Annotated in this window: 24 protein-coding genes; 14 read left to right on the top strand and 10 right to left on the bottom strand. The window is 69.9% G+C overall.

All coding sequences use genetic code 11. The features are described 5' to 3' along the window. Window positions 1–133 precede the first annotated feature (133 nt). Genes nth through A37U_RS0113725 form a run of 4 tightly spaced genes read left to right on the top strand, consistent with a single transcriptional unit; the run spans window position 134 to window position 3,365 of the window. Window positions 134–820, top strand: coding sequence for an endonuclease III (gene nth / locus A37U_RS0113740; RefSeq protein ID WP_083933491.1), 687 nt, complete (start codon window positions 134–136; stop codon window positions 818–820). Continuing rightward, a complete protein-coding gene (locus A37U_RS0113735) occupies window positions 820–1,440 on the top strand; it encodes a TlpA family protein disulfide reductase (protein ID WP_020497220.1) in 621 nt (206 codons plus the stop codon). Before nth ends, A37U_RS0113735 begins: the two co-directional genes overlap by 1 nt. Beyond that, window positions 1,441–2,184 carry an NUDIX hydrolase gene (locus A37U_RS0113730; RefSeq protein WP_020497219.1) on the top strand — a complete coding sequence of 248 codons (744 nt, stop codon included), beginning with the start codon at window positions 1,441–1,443 and terminating at the stop codon, window positions 2,182–2,184. It abuts the gene before it with no gap. Next, window positions 2,181–3,365, top strand: coding sequence for a MarP family serine protease (locus A37U_RS0113725; RefSeq protein ID WP_020497218.1), 1,185 nt, complete (start codon window positions 2,181–2,183; stop codon window positions 3,363–3,365). The genes A37U_RS0113730 and A37U_RS0113725 overlap by 4 nt, the downstream gene beginning before the upstream one ends. Before the next feature lie 4 nt (window positions 3,366–3,369). Here A37U_RS0113725 and A37U_RS43620 read toward each other — a convergent pair whose 3' ends face one another. From A37U_RS43620 to A37U_RS0113710, 3 genes are read right to left on the bottom strand one after another with little or no spacing between them, the layout of a single operon-like run. Continuing rightward, on the bottom strand, window positions 3,370–3,900 hold the full coding sequence (locus tag A37U_RS43620; RefSeq protein WP_040587613.1) for a phage holin family protein: 531 nt from the start codon (window positions 3,898–3,900) through the stop codon (window positions 3,370–3,372). Window positions 3,901–3,930: 30 nt separating this feature from the next. Further along, complete coding sequence (nhaA, locus tag A37U_RS0113715) at window positions 3,931–5,133, bottom strand: Na+/H+ antiporter NhaA (RefSeq protein ID WP_020497216.1); 1,203 nt, start codon at window positions 5,131–5,133, stop codon at window positions 3,931–3,933. Between the two features lie 50 nt (window positions 5,134–5,183). Continuing rightward, window positions 5,184–5,669 (bottom strand): DUF6319 family protein, encoded by a 486-nt coding sequence (locus A37U_RS0113710; RefSeq protein WP_020497215.1) that lies wholly within the window; start codon window positions 5,667–5,669, stop codon window positions 5,184–5,186. A gap of 116 nt (window positions 5,670–5,785) precedes the next feature. Here A37U_RS0113710 and A37U_RS0113705 point away from each other — a divergent pair, with 116 nt between their 5' ends. Continuing rightward, window positions 5,786–6,097 carry a hypothetical protein gene (locus A37U_RS0113705; protein ID WP_020497214.1) on the top strand — a complete coding sequence of 104 codons (312 nt, stop codon included), beginning with the start codon at window positions 5,786–5,788 and terminating at the stop codon, window positions 6,095–6,097. Between the two features lie 51 nt (window positions 6,098–6,148). On the opposite strand, the gene acs is transcribed toward A37U_RS0113705, so the two are convergent. After that, the gene (gene acs, locus A37U_RS0113700; RefSeq protein WP_020497213.1) at window positions 6,149–8,137 is read right to left on the bottom strand and encodes an acetate--CoA ligase; all 1,989 of its coding nucleotides are present in this window, start codon (window positions 8,135–8,137) and stop codon (window positions 6,149–6,151) included. A 56-nt stretch (window positions 8,138–8,193) separates the two neighbouring features. Further along, a complete protein-coding gene (locus tag A37U_RS0113695; RefSeq protein ID WP_020497212.1) occupies window positions 8,194–8,775 on the bottom strand; it encodes an acetate uptake transporter in 582 nt (193 codons plus the stop codon). 159 nt (window positions 8,776–8,934) lie between these two features. On the opposite strand from A37U_RS0113695, the gene A37U_RS0113690 reads away from it, so the two are divergent. Beyond that, window positions 8,935–9,675: a Fic family protein gene (locus A37U_RS0113690; RefSeq protein WP_020497211.1), complete on the top strand. Its 741-nt coding sequence runs from the start codon at window positions 8,935–8,937 to the stop codon at window positions 9,673–9,675. A 67-nt stretch (window positions 9,676–9,742) separates the two neighbouring features. Further along, entirely contained in the window at window positions 9,743–10,801 is a 1,059-nt protein-coding gene (locus A37U_RS0113685) for a hypothetical protein (RefSeq protein ID WP_020497210.1), read from the top strand. A gap of 21 nt (window positions 10,802–10,822) precedes the next feature. Here the strand turns inward: A37U_RS0113685 and murQ are convergent, their stop codons facing one another. Genes murQ through A37U_RS0113660 form a run of 5 tightly spaced genes read right to left on the bottom strand, consistent with a single transcriptional unit; the run spans window position 10,823 to window position 17,612 of the window. After that, complete coding sequence (gene murQ / locus A37U_RS0113680) at window positions 10,823–11,737, bottom strand: N-acetylmuramic acid 6-phosphate etherase (RefSeq protein ID WP_040587611.1); 915 nt, start codon at window positions 11,735–11,737, stop codon at window positions 10,823–10,825. 2 nt (window positions 11,738–11,739) lie between these two features. Next, window positions 11,740–12,684 carry a MurR/RpiR family transcriptional regulator gene (locus A37U_RS0113675; RefSeq protein ID WP_020497208.1) on the bottom strand — a complete coding sequence of 315 codons (945 nt, stop codon included), beginning with the start codon at window positions 12,682–12,684 and terminating at the stop codon, window positions 11,740–11,742. A gap of 31 nt (window positions 12,685–12,715) precedes the next feature. Beyond that, complete coding sequence (locus A37U_RS0113670) at window positions 12,716–14,491, bottom strand: serine hydrolase domain-containing protein (protein ID WP_020497207.1); 1,776 nt, start codon at window positions 14,489–14,491, stop codon at window positions 12,716–12,718. Between the two features lie 26 nt (window positions 14,492–14,517). Further along, on the bottom strand, window positions 14,518–15,798 hold the full coding sequence (locus A37U_RS0113665) for an exo-beta-N-acetylmuramidase NamZ family protein (RefSeq protein WP_020497206.1): 1,281 nt from the start codon (window positions 15,796–15,798) through the stop codon (window positions 14,518–14,520). After that, window positions 15,795–17,612 (bottom strand): glycoside hydrolase family 3 protein, encoded by a 1,818-nt coding sequence (locus tag A37U_RS0113660; protein ID WP_020497205.1) that lies wholly within the window; start codon window positions 17,610–17,612, stop codon window positions 15,795–15,797. Before A37U_RS0113660 ends, A37U_RS0113665 begins: the two co-directional genes overlap by 4 nt. Before the next feature lie 1,035 nt (window positions 17,613–18,647). On the opposite strand from A37U_RS0113660, the gene ssd reads away from it, so the two are divergent. The 7 genes from ssd to A37U_RS0113620 all read left to right on the top strand — a co-directional run bounded on the left by ssd (window position 18,648) and on the right by A37U_RS0113620 (window position 23,521). Further along, on the top strand, window positions 18,648–19,718 hold the full coding sequence (gene ssd / locus A37U_RS43615) for a septum site-determining protein Ssd (protein ID WP_020497203.1): 1,071 nt from the start codon (window positions 18,648–18,650) through the stop codon (window positions 19,716–19,718). Then, window positions 19,718–20,896, top strand: coding sequence for a TadA family conjugal transfer-associated ATPase (locus A37U_RS0113645; protein ID WP_157182817.1), 1,179 nt, complete (start codon window positions 19,718–19,720; stop codon window positions 20,894–20,896). Before ssd ends, A37U_RS0113645 begins: the two co-directional genes overlap by 1 nt. Continuing rightward, entirely contained in the window at window positions 20,890–21,702 is an 813-nt protein-coding gene (locus A37U_RS43610; RefSeq protein WP_020497201.1) for a type II secretion system F family protein, read from the top strand. Before A37U_RS0113645 ends, A37U_RS43610 begins: the two co-directional genes overlap by 7 nt. Then, entirely contained in the window at window positions 21,696–22,388 is a 693-nt protein-coding gene (locus A37U_RS43605; RefSeq protein ID WP_020497200.1) for a type II secretion system F family protein, read from the top strand. Before A37U_RS43610 ends, A37U_RS43605 begins: the two co-directional genes overlap by 7 nt. A gap of 62 nt (window positions 22,389–22,450) precedes the next feature. Continuing rightward, window positions 22,451–22,792: a DUF4244 domain-containing protein gene (locus A37U_RS54860; RefSeq protein WP_020497199.1), complete on the top strand. Its 342-nt coding sequence runs from the start codon at window positions 22,451–22,453 to the stop codon at window positions 22,790–22,792. A 17-nt stretch (window positions 22,793–22,809) separates the two neighbouring features. Then, the gene (locus tag A37U_RS0113625; RefSeq protein ID WP_040587609.1) at window positions 22,810–23,163 is read left to right on the top strand and encodes a TadE family type IV pilus minor pilin; all 354 of its coding nucleotides are present in this window, start codon (window positions 22,810–22,812) and stop codon (window positions 23,161–23,163) included. Then, on the top strand, window positions 23,129–23,521 hold the full coding sequence (locus tag A37U_RS0113620; protein WP_026197197.1) for an Rv3654c family TadE-like protein: 393 nt from the start codon (window positions 23,129–23,131) through the stop codon (window positions 23,519–23,521). The genes A37U_RS0113625 and A37U_RS0113620 overlap by 35 nt, the downstream gene beginning before the upstream one ends. The last annotated feature ends 2 nt before the right edge of the window (window positions 23,522–23,523 follow it).

The following is a 23,523-nucleotide window of genomic DNA, read 5'->3' as shown; positions in this document are numbered from 1 at the left end:
CGACAGGGCTCCGCGCGGCAGGGCATGGGGCTCCCAGATGTGCTCCCACGGATCCGGGCATGCGTAACCTGTTCTGGTGGCTGTCACCGCACGTTCGACCTCGCAGCTGGCCGTGGTACGCCGGGCACGTCGCATGCTGCGCGCGCTCTACCGCGGGTACCCGGAGGCCCACTGTGAGCTCGACTTCACCACCCCGCTGCAACTGCTCGTCGCCACCATCCTGTCCGCACAGTGCACCGATGTGCGGGTGAACAAGGTGACTCCCGCGCTGTTCGCCAGGTACCGCACCGCGGCCGACTACGCGGGCGCGGACCGGACCGAGCTCGAGGAGTACATCCGCAGCACCGGCTTCTACCGGAACAAGGCGAACTCGATCATCGGCCTCGGCGCCGCGCTCACCGAGAAGCACGGCGGCGAGGTCCCCGCACGGCTCGAGGACCTGGTCAAACTGCCCGGGATCGGGCGCAAGACCGCGAACGTGGTGCTCGGCAACGCCTTCGGCATCCCCGGGATCACCGTGGACACCCACTTCGGCAGGCTGGTGCGCCGCTGGGGCTGGACCGAGCTCGAGGATCCGGTCAAGGTGGAGCACGCGATCGGTGAGCTCATTCCGCGCAAGGACTGGACCCAGCTTTCGCACCTGGTGATCTTCCATGGCAGGCGGGTGTGTCACGCGCGCAAACCGGCCTGCGGGGCGTGCTTTCTCGCCAGGGAATGCCCCTCCTACGGTATCGGCCCTACCGGACGGGACGAGGCCGCCGCGCTGGTGAAAGGTCCGGAGGCAGAGCACCTGCTCGCGCTCGCGGATGAGCTGGGCTGATGGACCGGGGCAGGAAAACGGGACTGCGGTGGCTGCTGGTCGTCGTGGTGCTCGTGCTCGCCTGCGTCATCGCGCTGTGGCCACGTGGCGGTGACGAGGGCGAATCCGATCGGGCCGCCCCCGCCCCGGTGCGCACCTCCGCGGCAGCGCCACCGGCGCGGGTGAACCTGCCGGGTTGCCCCGGCGGCAGCGGCGGCCAGGTCGCCCAGCTGCGCGGGGTGCACGCGAACTGCCTCGCCGACGGCTCGGATGTGGACCTGGGGGCCGCGCTCGCCGGGAAGACCACCCTGGTCAACGTATGGGCGAGCTGGTGCGCCCCGTGCCGCCAGGAACTGCCGCGGCTCGCCGAGTACGCCAACCGCACGGGCGCGGCGAACGTGCTGCTCGTGCAGGTGCAGAGCGATCCCGAACAGGGCCGCAGGATGCTCGGCGAGCTCGGGGTCCGGTTGCCCGCGGTGCACGATTCCGGTGCGGCGCGCGCCGCGTTCGCGGTGCCGCCCGCCCTCCCCGCTTCCTATGTGGTGACCGCCGACGGCGCGGTGCACTTCGTCACCGAACCGCGGGTGTTCACCGAGACCGACTCGATCGCCGCGGCCGTCGACCGGTACAAGGAGCGTTGAATGGCTGACAACCCCGCCTACCCGGCCTGGTCCGGCGAACCCTTCGCGGGACCGCTCGTCGCCCCGGAGCTGGTGCCCTCCTGGCTGCGCACCCTGACCGGGGCGAGCGGCGAGCTGGACGGCGGGCTGCTGCAGCGGCTGGCGAAGCAGGGCGGCGGCGCGCGCGAGGCCGCGGTACTGGTGGTGTTCGGCGCGGACGGTGCCGAGGATGTGGTGCTCCAGCTGCGCGCGGACACCCTGGGCGCGCACGCCGGACAGGTCTCTTTCCCTGGTGGCGGGGCCGAGCCGGGGGACCACGGCCCGGTCGAGACGGCGCTGCGCGAGGCCCGCGAGGAGGTGGGCCTTCCCGCGGACGCGGTGCGCCCGATCGGGGTCCTTCCCCGGCTGATGATCCCGGTCTCCGGGTACACGGTCACCCCGGTGCTCGCGTACTGGACGCGGGATGTCCCGGTGAGTGCGATCGATCCGGGGGAGACGGCCGCGGTGGCCAGGGTCCCGATGCGGTACCTGCTCGACCCGGCCAACCGCGTGCAGGTGCGGGTGCGTGAGCGGTACACCGGCCCGGCCTTCCTGGTCCCCGGGATGCTCGTCTGGGGCTTCACCGGCCTCGTACTGACCGGTCTGCTCTCCTTGGGTGGTTGGGACACCGGTAGTGACCGCGGCCACGATAGAGTGCTCGAGCTCGACGAAGCCTGGCGGACCGTACGGGAGATGCCGCCGTTGCGGGGGAGGGTGCAAGCGTGAACTGGGTCGATGTGCTCGTGATCCTGCTGGCGATCTCGGTCGCGCTGATCGGGGCGAAGCAGGGCCTGGTGGTCACCCTGCCCGCGATCGTGCTGATGCTGGCCGGGGCCGTCGTCGGGATCAAGCTCGCACCGTCCCTGGTCTCCGGGATCGAATCACTGGGCCTGCGTGCCGCGCTCTCGGTCGGGATTCCCGTGCTGCTGGCCGCGGTGGGCGAGACGATCGGGGTTTATCTGGGGCGGCTGCTCAAGAAGCGGGTGACGAACCGGCACGTCGCGGGGGTGGACAACGCGCTCGGTGCGGTGCTGCAGGCGGCCGTGGTGCTCGTGGTGGCCTGGTTCGTGTTGCTCTCGCTGACCGGGATGCCGGGGATGCCCGGACTGGTCTCGGCGATCAACAGTTCCAAGGTGCTGGCCGGGGTGAACACGCTGATGCCCCAGGCCGCGAAGGACCTGCCCTCGGAGCTGCGCCGCCAGCTGAACTTCCCGGGCTTCCCGACCGTGGAGAGCCCGTTCACCCAGACCCCGGTCGGCGGTGAGGTCGGCCCGCCGAACACCGCGCTGCAGCGCTCGGCCGTGGTGCGCAAGGTCCGCCCGAGCGTGGTCAAGGTGCGCGGGCGGGCCCCGTCCTGTTCACGCGCGCTCGAGGGCAGCGGCTTCGTGGTCTCGCCCGGCAAGATCATGACCAACGCGCACGTGGTCGCGGGAACCACGAGCACGACCGTGGAGTCGGCGAACGGCACCTACACCGCGAGGGTGGTGTACTACGACCCCGAGGTGGACGTGGCCATCCTCTCGGCTCCCTCGCTGCACGCGCGGCCGCTGGAGTTCAGCTCGCAGGAGGCGAGCACCGGGCAGGACGCGATCGTGCTCGGCTATCCGCTGGACGGCCCGTACACCGCGGTGGCCGCGAAGGTGCGCGAGGATCAGGCGCTGCGGATCCCGGACATCTACGAATCGCAGCGGGTGACCCGCCAGGTCTACATCCTGCGCGCGACCGTGCGCAGCGGAAACTCCGGCGGGCCGCTGATCACGCCGGGCGGCAGCGTGCTCGGCGTGGTGTTCGGTGCCGGGGTGAACGACAGCGAGACCGGCTATGCCCTGACCAGGCGCCAGGTCACTGCCGCGCTGGAGAACGTGGACTCGACCAGCCGGGTCGCCACCGGGGCCTGCGCGGCGTGAGCGCTCAGCTCTGCTGTTCCTCGTCCGCCTTCTCGGAGTCGGCCGAACCGCGGTTGCGCAGCGCCGCGACCGTGTCCTTGGCCGAGTCGATCGTGCGCTGCGGAGCGCGCAGTTTGCGCACCTTGAGGAAGCCGAGCAGCCCGGCGAGCGCGGCGAGCACGAACATCGCGCCCCAGACGATCCCGTACGCGGCCGAGCGGTAGAGCCCGACATCGGCGAGCAGTTCGGCGATCGCCATGAAGAAGAAGAACGCGCTGAAGCCGAGCACCACGAGGGCGATGATGAAGAAGATGCTGCCGGTCAGCGCCTTCTTGATCTCCTTGGTGACCTCGGCTTTCGCCAGTTCGACCTCGGCGCGCACCAGCGTGGAGAGGTGGGTCGAGGCGTCCCGGACGAGCGCGCCGACGGACTGCTGCCCGTCACCGTTCGTCGGAATGCCGCTCGCGTAGGCGTTGTCCTCGGCCAGCGGGATAGACGGCACCGCCGGCTCGAAGCGGCCATGTGGTTGCTGCTCCTCGGTGCTCACGCGGCTCATCGTGCCACATGCCACCCGTCGCCTTACGCATCACTCACGCAGCTCGGTGTGTACGCGGCTGCGGTGCACCAGCATCGCGGCCGCGAGCAGGGAGGCCACCGCCGAGGCGATCAGCACCGCGGCCTTCGCGTGATCGGCCTGTGCTCCGGTCAGCGAGAGCTCCGCGATCAGCAGTGACACGGTGAAACCGACCCCGCCGAGCATCGCCACCGCGGCCACATCTCGCCAGCCCAGCCCCGTGGGTTTGGCGCCGAGACCGAGCTTGACCGCGGCGAACGAGAACCCGGTGATCCCGATGAACTTGCCCGCGATGAGCCCGGCGATCACCGCGAGCGGGACCGTATCGGCGAACACGGCGGACAGCGCCTCGCCGTTGACCGGCACCCCGGCCGCGACCAATGCGAACAGTGGCACGGCAAGGCCCGCCGACCATGGCTGCAGCAGGTGCTCCATCCGCACCGCCGGTGCCTCGTGCTCCTCCGGATCGGGGCGCACCCTGGTCAGCAGGCCGAGCAGCACCCCGGCGATGGTGGCGTGCACCCCGGCCTCGTGCACCGCGTACCAGGTCAGTAGCGCGATCGGCACGTAGACGAACGGGGTGCGGACGCGTTTGTGCTGACAGAACCAGTACAGCGCGAGCAGCAGGACGGCGCCCCCCGCGGCGAACCAGTTGATCGAGTCGGTGAACAGGATCGCGATCACCGTGATCGCACCGAGATCGTCCACCACCGCGAGGGAGAGCAGGAAGACCCGCGCGCTGCTGGGCATCTTGGAACCCGCGAGGGCGAGCACCCCGAGCGCGAAGGCGATGTCCGTGGCGACCGGGACCGACCAGGCGTCCCCGATCTCGCTGCCGCCGACGGCGAAGGCGAGCAGCGCGGGCACGATCATGCCGCCGATCGCGGCGATCGCGGGCAGGGTCGCCGCCTTCACCGTGGAGAGCTCGCCGACCACGAGCTCGCGTTTGAGTTCGAGCCCGGCAACGTAGAAGAACAGGGCCAGCAGCCCGTCCTTGACCCAGGCCTCCACGCTCAGGTTCAGGTGCAGCGCGGAAGGCCCGATCGTGAACTCGCGGATCGCGCGGTACACCTCGTCCAGCGGCGAGTTGGCCAGAATCAGCGCGAGCGCGGCCGCACCGAGCAGCACCATGCCACCGACGGTCTCGGTGCGCAGGAACCGGGCGAACTCGGCGACGGGGGTTCGCCTGTCCGTCGCCTCGTCACCGTCCGTCACGAGGCAAGCCTACTGGTTTTGTCGCCAAGCAACCCAGCCCCGAGACGTTCCTACTCGTCTTCCTCGTCTTCCTCGTCTTCGAGTTCGGCGAGGGCCTGCTTGACCTTGCTCATCTCCGCCTCGAGCTGCTCGAGGCGTTCCCGGTGCTGCTTGCGGGTCTCGTCGAGCACCGTCTCGATCCCGCCGGAGATCTCCGGGTGCAGCTCCTTGGCGGCGCGGGAGACCGCGGCAGCGGGAATGATCATCCCCTGCACGAGCCGTTCGGTGCCGTGCCGCAGGTCGGCCTGCCATTCGCCGTCCGCGCCGCCACTGATCGTCAGGGTCAGTTCCACGCTGCGGGTCTTGCGGGCCCCGCCCTTGGGGCGCCCGCGCTTCGGCTTGGGGGCCTCATCGGCACTGGCCTCGGCCGCCTCACCCGGTTCGGTGGACTGGCCGTTCGCCGGTGCGCCATCCGGCGTGACCGGGGTTGCCTGCGCGGCGAGTCCACCCGAAGGCGTCTGTGTTTCCTCTGCTGCGTTCTCGGCCGGTGCGGTCACCTGCGGTTTCCTCTCGCTCAGCTGCTCTCACGCGGACAACACTGTAGAACACGCGTTCGATGCCGCGGGTTTCGGGTCGGCCGGAACCCGCACCATCGTCACCTCGTTGACCGGTCATGGTGTCCCGAACCGGCGCGGCCTTCCTCGGTGGACTGATGCTCGCCAACGGGGTGCCGCATTTCCTGAGCGGGGTCCGTGGTGTCCGGTACTCGTGCGTGCTCGGGAACTCGGCGGAACGCAATGCGCTCGCTGGGGTTTCGGCCTTCGCTCTCGCCGGCGGATTGCTGTGCGCCGCGGGCCGTGGACGGTCGCAGCCGGTGGCAGCGGCGGCCGGTGCGCTGGCGATCAGCGTGTTCCACGCGCGTGGTGGCCCGCACTGGCTGAACACCGTGGCCGGGCGGCCGAATCCGGAGGACGAGCGTGCCTGAACACGAGCAGGGCCCACCGGTGGTTCCCGGTGGGCCCTGCTCGTCGGCTACTCAGTCCTCGCCGCCGGCCTGCAGGCCCTGGGTGATCTGGTCCATCACGCTGGAGTCGGCGAGCGTGGTGACATCGCCGACGGCCCGGTTCTCGGCCACATCACGCAGCAGGCGGCGCATGATCTTGCCGGAACGGGTCTTCGGCAGCTCCTGCACCACCATGATCTGGCGCGGCTTCGCGATCGGGCCGATCTCGCTGGCCACGTGGTTGCGCAGCGCGGTGATCGCCTCGGCGCCCTTGGCTGGATCGTCGCTCTCCGAGGCAGCCGCACTGCGCAGGATCACGAACGCCACGATGCCCTGACCGGTGGTCTCATCGGAGGCCCCGACGACGGCCGCCTCGGCCACGGTCGGGTGCGAGACGAGCGCGGACTCCACCTCGGTCGTCGAGATGCGGTGCCCGGAAATGTTCATCACGTCGTCGACCCGGCCGAGCAGCCAGATATCGCCGTCATCGTCGTACTTGGCCCCGTCACCGGCGAAGTAGTAGCCCTTGTCGGCGAACCGGGACCAGTAGGTGTCCTTGTAGCGCTCGTTGTCGCCCCAGATCCCGCGCAGCATCGCGGGCCAGGGCTTGTCGAGCACCAGATAACCGCCACCACCGCGGCCGACGTCGTTGCCATCGTCGTCCACGACCTTCGCCGAGATCCCGGGAAGCGGGGTCTGCGCGGAACCGGGTTTGAGCGCGGTGACCCCGGGAAGCGGGGAGATCATGATCGCCCCGGTCTCGGTCTGCCACCAGGTGTCCATGATCGGCGCGCTGCCACCGCCGATGTTGTCCCGGTACCAGATCCAGGCCTCCGGATTGATCGGCTCGCCGACGCTGCCGAGCACCCGGATCGAGGACAGGTCGTGCTCGGCCGGGATCTCGCGCCCCCACTTCATGAACGTGCGCACCAGCGTGGGCGCGATGTAGTACACCGAGACCTTGTACTTCTCGATGATCTCGAAGTGCCGGTGCTCGTTCGGGGTGTTCGGTGTCCCCTCGTACATCACCTGCGTGGCCCCGTTGGACAGCGGGCCGTAGACGATGTAGCTGTGCCCGGTCACCCAGCCGATATCGGCGGCGCACCAGTACACATCGGAGTCCGGCTTGACGTCGAAGATGTTGTGGTGGGTGTACGAGGCCTGGGTGAGGTAGCCGCCCGAGGTGTGCAGGATCCCCTTCGGTTTCCCGGTCGTGCCCGAGGTGTAGAGGATGTAGAGCGGCTGCTCGGCGTCGAAGGCCTCCGGGGTGTGCTCGGCGGACTGCTTGCCGACCGCCTCGTGCCACCACAGGTCCCGGCCCTCGATCCAGGGGATCTCGGTCTCGGTGCGCTTGACGACGAGCACGTGCTCGATCGTCGGGGTGTCCTTGGTGGCCTCGTCGGTGTTCTCCTTCATCGGGGCGGGTTTGCCCCTGCGGTACTGCCCGTCCGAGGTGATCAGCAGCTTCGCCTCGGCGTCCTCGATGCGGGAACGCAGCGCGGCCGGGGAGAAACCGCCGAACACCACGCTGTGCGCCGCGCCGATGCGCGCGCACGCCAGCATGGAGACGACGGCCTCCGGGATCATCGGCAACTGGATGGCGACCCGGTCACCCGCGCGGATCCCGAGCTCGGTGAGCGCGTTCGCCGCGCGGGAGACCTCGTCCTTGAGATCCGCGTAGGTGATCGTGCGGGTGTCGCCGGGTTCGCCCTCCCAGTGAATGGCGACGCGGTCGCCGTTGCCTGCCTCCACGTGCCGGTCGACGCAGTTGTAGGCGACGTTGAGCTTCCCGCCGACGAACCACTTCGCGAACGGCGCGTCCGACCAGTCGAGCACCGTGTGCCACTCGTCCGCCCACGAGAGCCGCCGCGCCTGCTCGGCCCAGAACGCCTCGCGGTCCGCGTCGGCCTGCGCATAGAGACCCTCGCCGGCGTTCGCCTGGGCGGTGAACGCTTGACTCGGCGGGAAGGTCCTGCTCTCGGTGAGCAGGTTGTCCAGGGCTGGGCTTTCTGACTCTGCCATGGCGTGGCTCCTTTGCGCGGGTGTTCGTAGTGTCGAACTTAGTGGTTACGTCCGGTTCACGACAGCGGCCGCACCGGCAGCACATCGCGCTTGAACGTGGCCTTCAGGATTCCTGCGAACGAGGTGTACCAGGCGAGGATCGCGGTGAGCAGACCGAGCCAGCCGCCGATCTTGCCCAGTGCCTCGGCACCGAACTCGCCGATGGTCAGGAACAGGAAGGTCAGGAACAGGAAGAAGAACACCGCGAGCAGCGCAGCGTTCGTCTTCAGCGCCCCGATTGTCATGTAGGCGGTGAAGATGGTGAAGACGAGCAGGAAGAGCCCCGTGGCGACCGCCGCCTCGTTCTCCGGGATCTTCGCGCTGAACACCCAGACGAACAAAGCGAAGGCCAGCCAGAAGGAACCGTAGGTGCCGAACGCGGTCGCACCGAAGGTGTTGTTCTTGCGGTACTCCCACATACCGGCGAGTAGCTGGGCGAGTCCGCCGTAGAACAGGGCGAGTGGGAGCACCACGGGTTCCACGGACTTCGGCACGAGTCCGGCGTTGACGAGTGACAGGACAAAGGTCGTCGCCGCGAAACCGGCGAGACCGAGCGGACCGGGGTCGGCGATCTGGGCGCCTTCCTCATTGCTGGCCATTTCTCACTACCTCCTTTGGTAGCTGCGTTGTTCGCCGCGATAGTTGCGACCTGAACAATCTGTGCTATGCACCTATCTACTGCGTGTAGCTCGCGAGCACAACTGGTCATTGCTCCAATCGGCGGAGTAATCGATCAAGGAGGGGATACGGTGTCGTCCATGGCGTCCGCAACCGACCCCCTGGCTCCGCTACTCGACCTCGAAGGCGTGGCCGATGCCGTCGAGTCCGCCCGTGCCGCGGTCGACGAGGTGCACCGGCATCCGGCGAACCGGCGCGGCTGGGCCGCCACCGCCGCCGAGGCCTCGGTGCGCGCCGCCCGGGCCTCCGCCGCGCTCGACGGGGGCAGCCCAGCGCTTCCCGAGGACGCCGATGTCGAGGATCCGGTGCTCGCGGGCGCCTTGCGGGTGGCCGAGGCGCTCGGGCCGTTGCTGTCCACCTGGGAACGCGCGCCGCTGCAAGCGCTTGCGCGGTTGCACGTGCTCGCCGCCGCCGACCTCGTCGAGGACGTCGACAGCCTCGGCAGGCCGAGCATCGAGGATCACGGTGGACGGCTCGACCTGCTCGCCCGGCTGCTCACCGGGGCGACCTCGGTTCCCGCGCCGGTGCTCGTCGCCGTCGTGCACGGTGAGCTGCTCGCCCTGCGCCCGTTCGCCGTCGCCAATGGAGTGGTCGCCCGCGCCGCGACCCGGTTGACCGTGATCGGCACCGGGCTGGACGCCAAGGGCCTCATCGTGCCCGAGGTCGCAGCCTTCCGTGCCGGACCGCGCTACGCCGCCCTTGCGCAAGCGTTTGCCGAAGGCGGCGCTGAGGCACTGCGTGAATGGGTGCTGTTCAACTGCGAGGCCATCGAGGCGGGAGCCCGCGAGGCGAAGGGAATCGCGGACGCGACTGCCGGGTGAGCGGCGCGGTCCGTCCCGGATTTCCGGGCGCCCGGTCAGTGGAGCGCCCGCGCCGTGTCCCTCCGATATGTGGCGAAAGGATGCGAACCCCATCGACGCGGTACTGGGACTGGTCACCGATCCCGACCTGCCGACGACGATCGGCACCAAACTGACCGAGGACATCACCGAGTGGCTGCGCGAGCGGACCGGCCGCTCCTGGCGCGTCGACCTCATGTCCGATCCGGTGGCCGCGGGGGAGGCGGACAGTGCGCGCATCCTCGACGCGGTGACCGAATACCGCGAGGCGCAGGACTGGACGTACGCGATCTGTGTGACCGATCTTCCACTGTTGCTGCGGGACCGGCCGTTGCTCGCCGAGACGGACTCCGGACGGGGGACCGCGATGATCTCCCTGCCCGCGGTCGGCGGGCTCGGTGCCCGGCGCGGTCTGCGCCAGGTGGTGCTGCGGCTGCTCGGTGATCTGCTCGACGAGACCGCGCCCGCGCTGCGGTCCTCGGTGCGGCGCGCGAGCCTCGAAGAGGGGCACCGTTACACGGTCGCTCCCGGTCCTGGCTGGCCCCGGCTGATCGGCGGCATGGTGCGCGCCAACCGGCCGTGGCGGCTGATCTTCGGCCTGTCCAGCGCGCTTGCCGCGGCCCTGGCGACCAGTGCCTTCGGCCTGTCCTCGAGCACCATCTGGCAGATCGGCGACCTGCTGGACCCGGTCCGCCGAGTACTCGCGGCCGTGGCCTCGGTGGTGCTGCTCGTGTCCTGGCTGATCGCCGCCCACCGATTGTGGGAGCGGGGCAAGCACCGTGCTTCCGGGTTCCGCAGGCTCGCGGTGCTCTACAACGCCTCCACCGTGGTGACCCTGTTCGTCGGTGTCGGCGTGCTCTATCTCGGCCTGTTCGCCATCAACCTCGGGATCGCGGCTTTCCTGGTGCCGGAGTCGCTGTTGTCCAGCACGCTGGGGCACCCGGTGGGCACGGGTACATATCTGAGCCTGGCCTGGGGTTTCACCACCATGGGAGTGATCGCCGGGGCGATGGGCTCGAGCCTGGAATCGGATGCCGCGGTCCGGCAGGCCGCCTACGGTTACCGGGAGGAGCAGCGCAGGCGGGAGTACCGGTCCCCGGAGAGCTGAGTCGTCGTCCCGCCGTCGTCATTACAGCGCAGCGAGCGCCTTGCGCACGTTCCCGTCGCTGGCGCGCAGCGCGTCCGAGGCGTTGGCGCTGCTCACCTCGGCGAGCAGGGTGACGAGCGCGGTCTTCATGTCACCGTCCACCTCGGCCAGCGCTTGCGCACAGCGGTGCTCGTCCGCGTCGGTCGCCTCCTGGAGAATGCGCAGGGTGCGCCCGCGCAGTTTGGCGTTGGTGGCTCGCATGCTGACCATGAAGTTCGAGTAGGTGTGCCCGAGCTTGATCATCACGGCGGTGGAGAAGGCGTTCAGGATCAGTTTCTGCGCGGTGCCCGCCTTCATTCGGGTACTGCCCGCGATGACCTCGGGGCCGGTGTCCACGGCCAGCGCGACGTCGACGAGTGCGTTGCCCTCGGCCTGCGGGTTGGCGGAGATGAGCGCGGTCCGCGCACCGAGTTCGCGCCCGGCCCGCAGCGCGCCGAGCACATAGGGGGTGCGCCCGGAGGCGGCCAGGCCGACCACGACGTCCTTGCCGGTCGCCGATCCGCGGATCTCGGCGGCCCCGTTCTCGGTGTCGTCCTCGACGTTCTCCGCCGCGGTCCGCAAGGCCTGCGCGCCACCGGCATGGTGCGAGACGAACAGATCCTCGGGAACGTTGTAGGTGGGTACGAGTTCGGCGGCGTCCAGCACCGCGAGCCTGCCGGAGGTTCCGGCACCGGCGTAGTGCACCCGCCCGCCCGCGCGGATCGCCTCGACGGCCGCGTCGACGAGGACGGCGAGTTCGTCGAGCACCGCGGCCACGGCGCGCGGGACGAGGGCGTCCTCATCGTTGATCTTGCGCAGGACGTCCACTGTGGACAATTGGTCGATGTCGGTGGTGCGCGGGTTGCGTGCTTCGGTCGGGGCCTCGACCCGCACTTGTTCGGCGCCTTGCTGGGGCATGCTCACCGGTCCTTCGTCTCGTGCGACTCGCCTGGGTGGCGCCGTCGTCCGTCGTAACGTTCGTCGAGCCGGTGCGCGCCGACCGCGCTACGGGTCGCGTCGAGCGCGTTCATCGCCGTGCCCATGTGCCGCTGCGCGATGCCGACGAACAGGCAGTCGATGACGGTGAGCTGGGCGATCCTGCTTGCCGTCGCGCCGGAGCGGAAGGTGGTCTCCCGCGCGGCCGTGGTCAGCACGTGCTCGGCGACGGTGGCGACGGGGGAGCGCGGGAAGTTGGTGATCGCCACGGTCGTCGCGCCGTGCCGTGCGGCGAGCCGGAGCGCCTCGACCGTTTCGGCGGTGGCCCCCGAATGTGAGATGGCGACCGCGACATCTCCCGGTCCGAGTACCGCGGCCGAGGTGAGCATGATGTGCGTATCGCTCCAGGCGAAGCTGATCCGCCCGATCCGGTGCAGCTTCTGCTGCAGGTCCAGTGCCACGAACGCGCTCGCGCCCACGCCGTAGACATCGACCCTGCCTGCCGCGGCCATGGCGGTCACCACACGGTCGAGTACTCCGATGTCGATCTGGCCCGCGGTCTCCTCGACCGCTCGCGCGTCCGCGTAGCCGAGCTTGCCGACCACCTGGCCGAGATCGTCGTCCGGGGTGATGTCCGCGCCGAGGTCGTTGTTCGGGCGTGCCTCGGTGCGCGCGCTCTCCGCGGCGAGCGCGATCCGCAGCTCGGGATAACCGCGCAGGCCGATCGCCTTGCAGAACCGGGTGACCGTGGTTTCCGAGGTGTTGGCGGCCTCGGCCACGTCGGTGATGCTGGTGCGGGAGACCGCGGCCGGATTCGCGAGCACGACCTTGGCCACCCGCTGCTCGGCCTTCGCCAGCCCGGGGACGAGTGAACGGATCCGCACGAGTGGGCTCGCGGTCCCGCCGTCGGAAGGCCCGTTGGTGGTCACGTGGGAAACTTACTAACCCGTTTCCACAGGGTCAATGTCGTGCCCTGGCCCAGCCGTCGCCGGTCACGGCGCCGGGGTCGTGTTCCAGGTCGAACAGTTTCTGCCTGCCCGTGTACATGAGCGCCTTGTCCACGCAGACGCCGCGGCCGGTGTACTGCTTGTCGGTGGTGTACCGCCAGCGCACCTGCATCCGCGGGGCCCGCGCGGCCTCGGGGATCGATGCGGTGACCCGCCACCAGCGCCGATGGCCGTGCCCGGAAAGGCTGGGCACCGAGCCCTCCGGTGCCCCCGGCCCGCTCGCCGTGACCGCTCGCGGGGTCCAGGTCTTGCCCGCGTCGGTGGAGAACTCGACCGTGAGCGGGTCGCTGACCTCGGTGTCCACGAAGGCGTGGAATTCGAGGACGGCCGAACGCAGCCCGGTGTCGAACGGAACGGTGGTCAGCGTCGCCGTGCTGTCGTCCCCGATCTGACTGGTCCAGTAGTCGTTCCCGGCGACCGGGGGCACCCGCATGGCCCGCGCGAGTCCGGTCGCGACCCGCTGGCGCGCCGGGTTGATGCTGTCCCCTTCGCGGTTCGGGTGCACCCGGTTGGTGAGCAGCAGCGCGATCGAGCGGGAGAGCCGGTCGATGACGAGCGTGGTTCCGGTGAATCCGGTGTGCCCCGCGGTTTCCGGGCTCGACAGGGCGCCCATGTAGAACATCTGGTCGAGTTCGAAACCCAGCCCGTGCGCGTCATCGGGGAAGGCCGTGTTGACGTTCGTGAAGATCAGTTCGGCGGTCTCCTCGGACAGCACCCTGGTGCCCGCGTAGGTGCCGCCATTGAGCACCATCTGCGCGATCACGGCCATATCGTGCGCGGTGGAGAACACCCCGGCGTGACCGGCGACCCCGCCGAGGGACCACGCGTTCTCGTCGTGCACCTGGCCCCACACCAGGCCGCGGTTCGAGGAACCCTCGCCCACCTCGTACTCGGTCGGTGCGATCCGTTCGCGCAGCCGCGGCGAGGGGTTGTATCCGGTGTCGCGCAGCCCGAGCGGCCGGACCACGCGCTTGTGCACCTGGTGGTCCAGCGATGTCCCCGTGACGTGTTCGATCAGCAGCTGCATCGAGAGCATGCTCAGGTCGGAGTATTCGTAGGCCGTCCCCGGTTCGGTCTTGATCTTGGTGGCGAGGATGGCTTTCTTGCGTGCCGGGATGTCCGGATAGCCTTGCCACAGCGTGGGTTTCGGGTCCGGTGGCAGCCCCGCGGTGTGGGTGAGCAGCATCTTCGGGGTGATCGGTGCCTTGCCGCCGGTCTCGTACCCGGGAAGGTATTTCGCGACCGGGGTGTCCAGCGCGATCGCGCCCTCCTCGAGCAGGCACAACGCGACGAGCGTGGTGAACAGCTTCGAGATCGAGGCCATGTCGAAGATCGTGTCCGCGTGCATCGGGATCCGGCTGGCCACCGGGAGTTCGGTGCCCTCCCGGTCGGCGTAGCGCAGCGCCCAGCCGGTCGGTTCCTCCGCGAGGATCGTGCCGTGATGGGCGAGCAGTGTCACCGCCCCGGGGAACAGCGGGATTCCGTTGTCCGGTTGGGTGTAGCCGGTCACGGCGCGCAGGGTTTCGGCGATGGTATGGGAATCGAGACCGAGGCCGGCGGGGCTGCCGTGCCGCAGCCGGGTGGTGGCCGGTGCGAAGCCGGACTGCGGCAGGTCGAACCGGCCGAGGGCGGATGATCCGGACGTGGCCACCGCGGGCAGGCTACCTGCGGTCAGCGCTGCGGTTCCGGCGAGCCCGGACGCGAGCAGGAACGTGCGCCGATCGAGCATTCATCTCCCTTTCTCGCGGGACGGTCTCAGGAGTACAGCAGGAAGGGACGGCGGGTGCGGCGGAACTCCTCGAGTTCGGGCTGCCAGGCGCCGACGATGTCCTCGGTGTCCGCGCCCTTGTCCAGCATCGTGCGCAGCCGCGCGGATCCGGTGAGTTTGTCGATCCAGTTGTCCTTGCGCCAGCCGAACAGGGACGGATAGGTGCGTTTCGCGGTCACCAGCATCGCCACCCCGGTGCGGATCGGATCGAACCGGTGCGGCGTCTGCACGTGCAGGGCGACGCCGCCGCAGGTCTTGCCCGCGAAATCGGAGAAGGTCGGCACGAAGTAGGTCTCCGCGAAGCGCACCCCGGGCAGGTCGAGCGCGTTGAGCGCCTGCGCCCAGCGCCAGTCGATACCCGGGGCACCGATGATCTCGAACGGCCTGGTGGTGCCACGCCCCGTGGTCAGGTTCGTGCCCTCGAACATGCAGGTGCCGGGGTAGACGAGCGCGGTGTCCGCGGTCGGCATGTTGGGGCTCGGCATGATCCACGGCTGACCGGTCTCGGCGAAGAACCGGTCCCGCCGCCAGCCCTGGCAGCGGTGGATCTCCAGCTTCGCGAGGCCGCGTCCCTCGTCCCCGGGGAGGAACCGCGCGTCGAACAGCTTCGCCAGTTCGGCCACCGTCATCCCGGGCTGCTGGGTGATCGGTTTGAGACCGACTCCGCTGGCGAACTCCGGGTCGAGCATGGGCCCGAATGCCTGGCCGCCGATCGGGTTCGGCCGGTCGAGCACCACGAAGGAGGCACCGGTGCGCACGGCCGCGCGCATCGCGGTGTACATCGACCAGATGTAGGTGTAGAAGCGTGCGCCCACGCTGGCGATGTCGAACACGAGCGTGTCGATACCCGCCTTGTGGAAGTATCCGGCGAGTTTGTCCACGCTCGCCCCGTACGCGTCGTACACCGGGATTCCGGTGCGCGGGTCCTTGTAGCCGCCCTCCGAACCACCGGCCTGCGCGGTGCCCCGGAAACCGTGCTCCGGGCCGAACGCGGCCAGTGGCCGGTGACCGGCTTCGACCATGTCGTCCACGATGTGGCTCAGGTTCGTGAGCGCCCCCGTCGGATTGGCGAGCACCCCGACCTTGCGCCCGGCGAGCGCCTGCCACCGGTCCGCGGCGAGCAGGTCGGCGCCGGTACGGACCGGAACGGCGGCTTCCCGTCCCGGTGCCTCGGCGGTCGCCCTCGTGGACTGGGCCAGTGCGGGTGCGGCGATCGCGCCCCCGGTGAGTGCGCTCGTGGTGAAGAAGGCGCGGCGTCCGATGCTCACCAGTGCAGCCCCGTTCCGAACGGGTACTTGATCTTCGTGGGGTCGCCGCCCGCAGGGACGTCGACGGGCAGTTTCCCGCGCGGGGCGAGCTCGCCGTAGATGACCTTGGTCAGCGACTCCATCGAGGCAGCCGAGGAGGAGTAGGTGGCCAGCCAGGTTCGTTGCGCGTCCGCGAACCCCGTGTCGTATGGGCGCTGCGCGGCGACCGCGATGACCGGTTTCCCGGTGGCGATCAGCTCGGTGAGCAGTTGTTGTTGCTGGGGTTGCATTCCCTTCGGATCCCCGTTGGTCAGCACCACGGTCAGCTCGGCGGAGTTCGCCGCCCCGACCGCTTCGGTGATCTGTGCCTTGCTCGGTTCGGTCCCGGTCGTGAGCACCCGGGTGTTCGCCCCGCGCTTGCCGATCGTGCCGGCCAGGTTCTCGGTCGTCGTCTCGCCCCAGCCGGTGACCAGGACCGAGCGCGGTTTCTTGCGCAGCGGAAGCAGCTTCGCGTCGTTGCGCACCACGGTGATCGTGTGATCGGCCATGGCCTGCGCGCGGTCCCGGTTCGCCGCGGTGCCCACGCGGCGGGGCAGTTCGGCGAGCTCCACCGGCCGGTAGTCGGCGAGCCCACGCTGATACTTCAGGCGCAGGACCCGGCGCGCCGATTCCTCGATGCGCGATTCGGTGAGTTTCCCGTCCTGGACTGCCTCGAGTACCGCGTTGATGGCCAGGTTGAGGTTGACGGGCATGAGCAGCTGGTCGATGCCTGCCTTGAGGGCGAGTACCGGGATCTCGGCGTCCGGATGCAGTTCCCGCACGCCCTGCATACGCAGCGAATCGGTGCTGATCAGGCCGTCGTAGCCGAGCTCATCGCGGAGCAGTCCGGTGATCATGCGCGGGGAGAGGGTCGCCGGTTCGCCGGAGGGATCGATCTCCGGCATCACGATGTGCGCGCTCATCACTTCCTGCACGCCTTCCTCGATCGCCGCACGGAACGGGACCGCGTCGATCTTGCGCCACTGCTCGAGGCTGCGCTTGATCGTGGGCAGGCTGGTGTGACTGTCACCGGAAGCGCCGCCATGGCCGGGGAAATGCTTCACCGCGGCGCTCGTCGTGCGATCCGGCGGGCCGCTTTCCTGGTAGCCACGCACCGCCGCGCGCACCATCTGGGCGGCCAGCTCCGGGTGATCGGAGAACGAGCGGAGCCCGATCACCGGATTGGTCGGCTCGGTGTTGACGTCGGCATCCGGCGCATGGTTCTGATTGATCCCCATGGCGCGTAGTTCGGAACCGAGGATGGCGGTCTCGGCGTAGGCGTCCGCGGTGCTCCTGCTCGCCCCGATCGCCATGTTGCCGGGGACCTCCGTGGCGTAGGGCTCGGTGATCCGCGCGACGTACCCGCCCTCCTGGTCGGTGCTGATCAGCAGCGGCAGTCCGGCGTTCGAGGAAAGCGCGGCCTCTTGCAGGCCGTTCGACAGGGTCGCGATCTGCCGCGGGGTGTCGATGTTGTCGAAATCGCTGTTGTTGAAGTAGATGACCCCGCCGACCGCATACCGCTCCACGATCTGTGCCGGGGTGTCGACGCCGAATTCCTTGCGGTTCTTGGGATTCACCTCGTCGGCGGACTGCCCGTTCACCGGGGTCACGAACAGCTGGCCGACCTTTTCGCGCAGGGACATGCTGCCGAGTTGCTTCTCCACCCAGTCCGCGATGCCCGGTGCTTCCGGTGTTCGTCCTGCCGTGGAAGCGAAGGACAACGAGGGTAGTGCGGCCGCCGCGGCCACCCCGGCGCCGAGCGCGCAGGCCGCGCGCCTGGACACACTCTTCGACACGTCTGCCTCCACACCCACTTGACGGAGTGGGCACCGTCTGTGAAAACGAATTCCCCAGTAGGGCCGGTGAAAGCAAGTTACTCACGCGCGGAGTCGGCAGTCAACGACCCGAACGTCGCTTGTGGATGGATTCCCCCGGCTGTGGATAACCTGCCCCAGACAGCGCCGAGGTGGAGACGGCAAACCCGGCGAAATAAACAAGGCGGCGCCCGCTTCATCGGTGGATGCCACGCGCATCACCTAGAAGCGGCCGCCGCCTTCGCGCGGATTCACGGGTTACCAAGCTGCAACGAATGTCGAACTGTTCGTGGTCCAGGGGTCCGGCGTCCCGATACCCGGTCCATCGTCGACAAGCCTCCCGCGGCATGCTGAGCGTGGGTGCCTGGAATCCGCGCACGGACTCCGACCGGGGGTGAAACAACCCTTATCTTCGGGAAGTTCCTGGCCGTATCGCCGTCCGCACCTCTATGTGTACCTAGTGATCGGCGTCACTTCAAGTGCTCGATCGGGTGCACCGTTTCAGCAACTGCTCGTAGTCGTCCGGCTCGTTCGGCCGGGATGCGCCGATCGGCTCCACGTATCGTCGTGCGGCGATGACAATCCGGTCAACCAAGGGGAATTTGACCGTAAATTTGTCGAGAATGCAGCGGTTTCCCGGGTTGCCGTTATACAGTGGAAGCAACGAGCACATCTCAAGACCGGTTCAGCTCGACCCCCCGGGGCTGAACCTCCGACGACCCCCGTCCCTCCCCCCTGGCGGGGGTCGTCCTATGTCCACGCTCTGTTTCGTCTGTATGCGCGGTTATCCACAGCGTGGGCCGTTGTCCACAGATTGTGGTTGCCGTGTTGCTGTGCCTCTCGTCGAGGTTCACGGTTGAGGCAGGTTCGTCAGCAGGCGAACGTGAACCCGGGGGTTCGTCGCGTGCGGTGCACACCCGCGACTTGGGGGCTCCCTGTGGAGAAAGTGTTGGTGTCGCTGTGGTTTCGTCGTCACGTCGGGATAATTCGCGCCCAGAGCGGTCCCCTTCTGTCGCGGTGTGTTCGGTCGAGGGCGAACAGCTTCGCGGGCACGTGCTGCGCTGCGCGGCCGCCGCGGACATCGCCGTCGAGCAGGTGGACGGACAGTCCGCTGCCCGTGCGGCCTGGCAGCGGGCCCCGGTCGTGGTGCTCGACGAGGTGATGGCCAAACGCCTTGCCATGGCGGAATTTCCGCGCAGAGACCGGATCGCCGTGGTGTGTGCGAGCGAGCCCGGCCCGCGCACCTGGGCGGCCGCGCTCTCCCTCGGGGCGCGGATCGTGGTGACCCTGCCCGCCGAGGAACCCGAACTGTCCGCGCTGTTCGCCGAATCGACGCAGCGATCGGATACCGGAGCGGGCACGGTGATCGCCGTCCTCGGCGGCTGCGGTGGCGCGGGAGCCTCGGTGTTCGCCGGTGCCCTCGCCGCGATCGCCGCGCGCCGGGGCCGGGACACCCTGCTCGTCGACTGCGATCCGATCGGCGGTGGACTCGACGGCACAATCGGCCTCGGCGAGCTCGACGGGATGCGCTGGCCCGATCTCCGCCTCGCGGACGGCAGACTCACCGGCGGTTCACTGCGCTCGGCCTTGCCCGCACGTGTGGTCCGCAGGGCGACGGTCGCGGTGCTCGGCTGTCGGCCCGGTGCCACACCACCCGGTGAGCAGGCGGTGGGTGCCGTTCTCGACGCCGGAGTGCGCGTGGGGAACACCGTCGTGTGCGATATCGGCCGCAGACTCGATGCCGGCGGCCGCGCCGCGCTGAGCCGTGCCGACCTGTGTGCCGTGCTCGTCCCCGCCCGGCCGCGTGCCTGCGCGGCCGCGAAGGGTGTGGTCGGTCAGGCCATCGAAGCGGGCGCCGAGCCGTGCGCGGTGGTGCGCGGGCCCTCGCCTGCAGGGATGCGGCCCACGGAGGTCGCCGTCGAGGTGGGTGTTCCCCTGCTGGTGGCGATGCGCTCGGAGGCCGCGCTCCCGGCGACCGTCGAGGCCGGAGGGCTACTCGACTATGGAAAGGGGCCACTCGCCTCCGCGGCACTCGTCGTGCTCGGTGCTGCGGTCCGGGACCTGCCCGCGGCGGGGAACGCGGCATGATCGGCCAGGAACTGATCGAACGGGTGCGGGACCGGCTCGCCTGCGATGGCGTCAACCTCGACCCGGCCCATATCGCCGAGGCGGTGCGCGCCGAATACGGCGGGGTGGCTGGGGACACCGATGTCCTCACCGCACTGCGCGTGCTCGATTCCGAATTCACCGGGTTCGGCAGGCTCGAGGAACTACTGCGCGATGACCAGGTCAGCGATGTGCTCGTCACCGCCCCGGACGAGGTGTGGGTCGACGGAGCGGGTGGCCTGCGCCGCAGCGGGGTGTGCTTCCCCGGCGAGGACAGCGTGCGCAGCCTCGCGCAGCGCCTCGCGCTCGCCGCGGGGCGCAGGCTCGACGAGGCGGTCCCCTATGTCGACGGCTGGCTGACCGCCGGTGGCAGGCAGGTGCGGTTGCACGCGGTGCTCACTCCGGTCGCCGCGGACGGGACCTGCATCTCGTTGCGGGTACTCCGGCAGGCCCGGCACGATCTCGATGAGCTGCGCAGGCTCGGCACCTTCGATGCGGCCACCGCCGAGTTGCTGCGCGCCATCGTTTGCGCGCGATTGGCGTTTCTCGTCGTCGGTGCCACCGGATCGGGCAAGAGCACCCTGCTTTCCGCGCTGCTCGGCTGTGTTCCGGCTGGGGAACGGATCGTGTGCGTGGAGGACGCCGGGGAGCTTGCCCCCGATCATCCCCAGTTCGTCCGGCTGATCGCGCGGCAACCCAATGTCGAAGGCGCGGGCGAGGTGACCCAGCGCGACCTCGTGCGCCAAGCCCTGCGTATGCGCCCCGACCGGATCGTCGTCGGTGAGGTGCGCTCCGTCGAGGTCGGCGATCTGCTCAGTGCCCTGAACACGGGGCATGACGGTGGGGCGGGCACGCTGCACGCGAACGCCCCGGAGGAGGTGCCCGCACGCCTCGAAGCGCTTGCCGCTCTCGCCGGGCTCGACCGTGCCGCCTTGCACAGCCAGCTCGCGGCGGCCGTGCAGCTCGTGTTGTTCATGCGCAGGGACGGCACCGGTTCCCGGCGGCTCACCGAGATCGCGCTGCTTACCCGGCGCGGAGCGTATGTGCGCGCCGTACCCGCCTGGCGGCTGGACACCGCGGGCGGGGCCGACTGGGCAGCGGGGAAGGACGAGCTGTTGCGCCTGCTGGCGAACCGGGGCGCCGGGGTGATCGCGTGCTGAGCCTCGGACTGGCCGCGGGTGCGTCCGCGCTGCTGGTGTTTCCCGCGCGGTCGCCGGTCCTGAGGCGGGGTCTCGGACGTGTCGACCGGGCGGCGTGTGCCGCGTGGCTGTCCGGTATCGCCCTGCGCTGGCCGGCAGCGGTCGCGACCGCCTGTGCTGCACCGCTCGCCGTGGCGCGTGGACCGCTCATCGGCGCGGCACTCGCCCTCGCGGTATTCGTGGCCCTGCGCCGGTGGCGTGCCGCGCGCGGTGTGCGAGCGCGAACCAGCGCGACGCAACGGTTCGCCGAGGCACTGCAGGCCATGGTGGCGGAATTGCGCAGGGGCGCGCATCCGGCGCTCGCGGCGGCCAGCGCCGCCGAGACCGCCGAGGTCGGTCCCGTGTTCGCGGGCATCGCCGACGCGGCGGGGATCGGTGCGCGGGTCGCGGACACACTCGCCGCACGCGCGGCGGAGCTACCGCAGCTCACCATCGAGCTCGAACGGTTCGCCTCGGCTTGGCGGCTCTCGGTGACACACGGCCTCGCGCTCGCCGAACTTCTCGCCGCGTTGCAGCGCGATGTCGAGCACCGCGTGCGTTCCGCGGCGAACCTGCGTGCCCAGTTGTCCGGTGCGCGCGCCTCCGGATGGGTGCTCGCCGCGCTTCCGGTAGCCGGGGTCGTGCTCGGTCAGGCGATCGGCGCCGATCCGCTCGGCCTGCTCGGCCGGCAGGGGACCGGGGGAATGCTGCTGCTCATCGGTGTCGGCCTCATCTGTGCGGGCCTGACCTGGACCGCGCGCCTGACCGAGCGGGTACTGCCATGTTGAGCAGCCTCGCCGTGCTCGCGCTCGCACTGAGCGTGGCGAGTTGGCCACCGGTACCGATCCGCGCCCGGAGGCTGCTCGCGGTGCGGCTGCCGCGCTATGGCCTCGCGGTTCTCGCCGCGATCGCCGTGGGAACCCTGCTGGCCACCTTCGGCGCGGGAATCGGCCAGATCGTGCTTGCCGGGCTCGGTTCGGGTGTGCTCGTGGAACTGCTGCGCCGGAGGTCGGCCCGGCAGGCTGGACGGGTCTCGCCGGTACGCCTGGCCGCCAGCTGGGATCTGTTCGCCGCCTGCCTGCGGGGTGGGCTCGACGTGCCCCGCGCGGTGACCGTGATCGCGGGGAACCTGCCGGATCCGGCCGCCGGTGCGTTGCGGCGTACCGCGGATCTGCTCGCCCTCGGTGCGGACGCCGAACAGGCCTGGCGGCCCGCGCTCGCCGAACCCGCCACGGAGGCGCTCGGCAGAGCGGCGGTGCGCAGCGCGCGCTCGGGTACCACGCTCGCCGAGGTCGCCGCGGCGCTCGCGGTACGCATGCGCGCCGAATCCGAGGACGCGGCGAATGCCGAAGCGCAGCGCTGCGGGGTGCTGGTCAGCGGTCCACTCGGCTGCTGTTTCCTCCCCGCTTTCTTCTGTCTCGGTGTCGTCCCGGTCGTCCTCGGGCTCGCGGGCACGATGCTCGGCAGTTGGTAGTCCGCTGTGGACAGTCAAGGTTCGGACAGTCAAGGAACAGAAACAGAAAGGACGGTGCCGCCATGTCGGCTCCATCGCTTCCCACCGGAACCAGTGCCGATCGCCTCGCCGAGGTGATCCCGATCCGCTCCGGAATCGAGCTCACCGGAGCACCGCCCGGCCGGTTCGTGGCCTGGTGGCGCAGGTTCCGGCGTTGGCTCGCGCTTCGTATCGCCGGAGGGGAACCCGAGTCGGACGAGGCCGAGCCACGGTTCGACGACGCGGGGATGTCCACCGCGGAGTACGCGATCGGCACGATCGCGGCCGCCGCGTTCGCCGCCGTGCTGTACACGATCGTCACCGGAGATTCCGTGCTCAGCGCGCTGACCTCGCTCGTGCAGCGGGCGTTATCGGTGTCGTTGTGAGCGTTCGGTGCGTGCGCATGGCCCCCGGACGAGGGGACCAGGGCATGGTCACCGTGGAAGCAGCGGTCGCGCTCGCGGCCTTCGTCGCGGTGCTGATGTTCGGGATCGGTGCGGTGCTCGCCGTTCTCGACCAGGTCCGCTGTGTCGACGCGGCGCGGGAGGCGGCCCGGCTGCTCGCCCGCGGTGAGCCGGAGCGGGCGCAGCTGGCGGTGCACCGGATCGCACCGAAGGGCGGGCGGCTGAACGTCGAGACCTCCGGTGACGAACTCACCGTGCGGGTGCGCGCCGAACCGGTCGGCGGCCTGCTGCCCGGTGTGCACGAGGAGGGAGTGGCGTATGCGGTCCGCGAACCGAACGCCAGGAGCGGATGAACCGACGCGCGACGGCGGGGTGGCGACACTGTGGACAGTCGGCGTCCTCGCGGTCGTGTTCGCCGCCGTGCTCGTCGGCGTGTGGCTCGCGGCGGCGACCGTGACCAGGCATCGCGCGGTGAGCACCGCCGATCTCGCGGCGCTCTCGGTCGCGGCCGGGGTCTATGCGGGTGCGCCGGATCCGTGCTCCCGCGCCGCATGGGTCGCGCGCGGGATGCGCGCGACTCTCGGGCGGTGCACGGTCCGGGGCTGGGACGCGTTCATCGAGGTCACGGTGCGCCCGGGTGGTCCGCTCGGCGAATTCGGCGCCGCCTCGGCCCATGCGCGCGCCGGTCCCGCGGCGCCCCGTGCCCCGTAGAG

This window comes from Sciscionella marina DSM 45152 (assembly GCF_000379465.1).
In the GTDB taxonomy this organism is placed as follows: Bacteria; Actinomycetota; Actinomycetes; order Mycobacteriales; family Pseudonocardiaceae; genus Sciscionella; species Sciscionella marina.
This window is presented reverse-complemented; position numbering and strand designations above follow the sequence as displayed.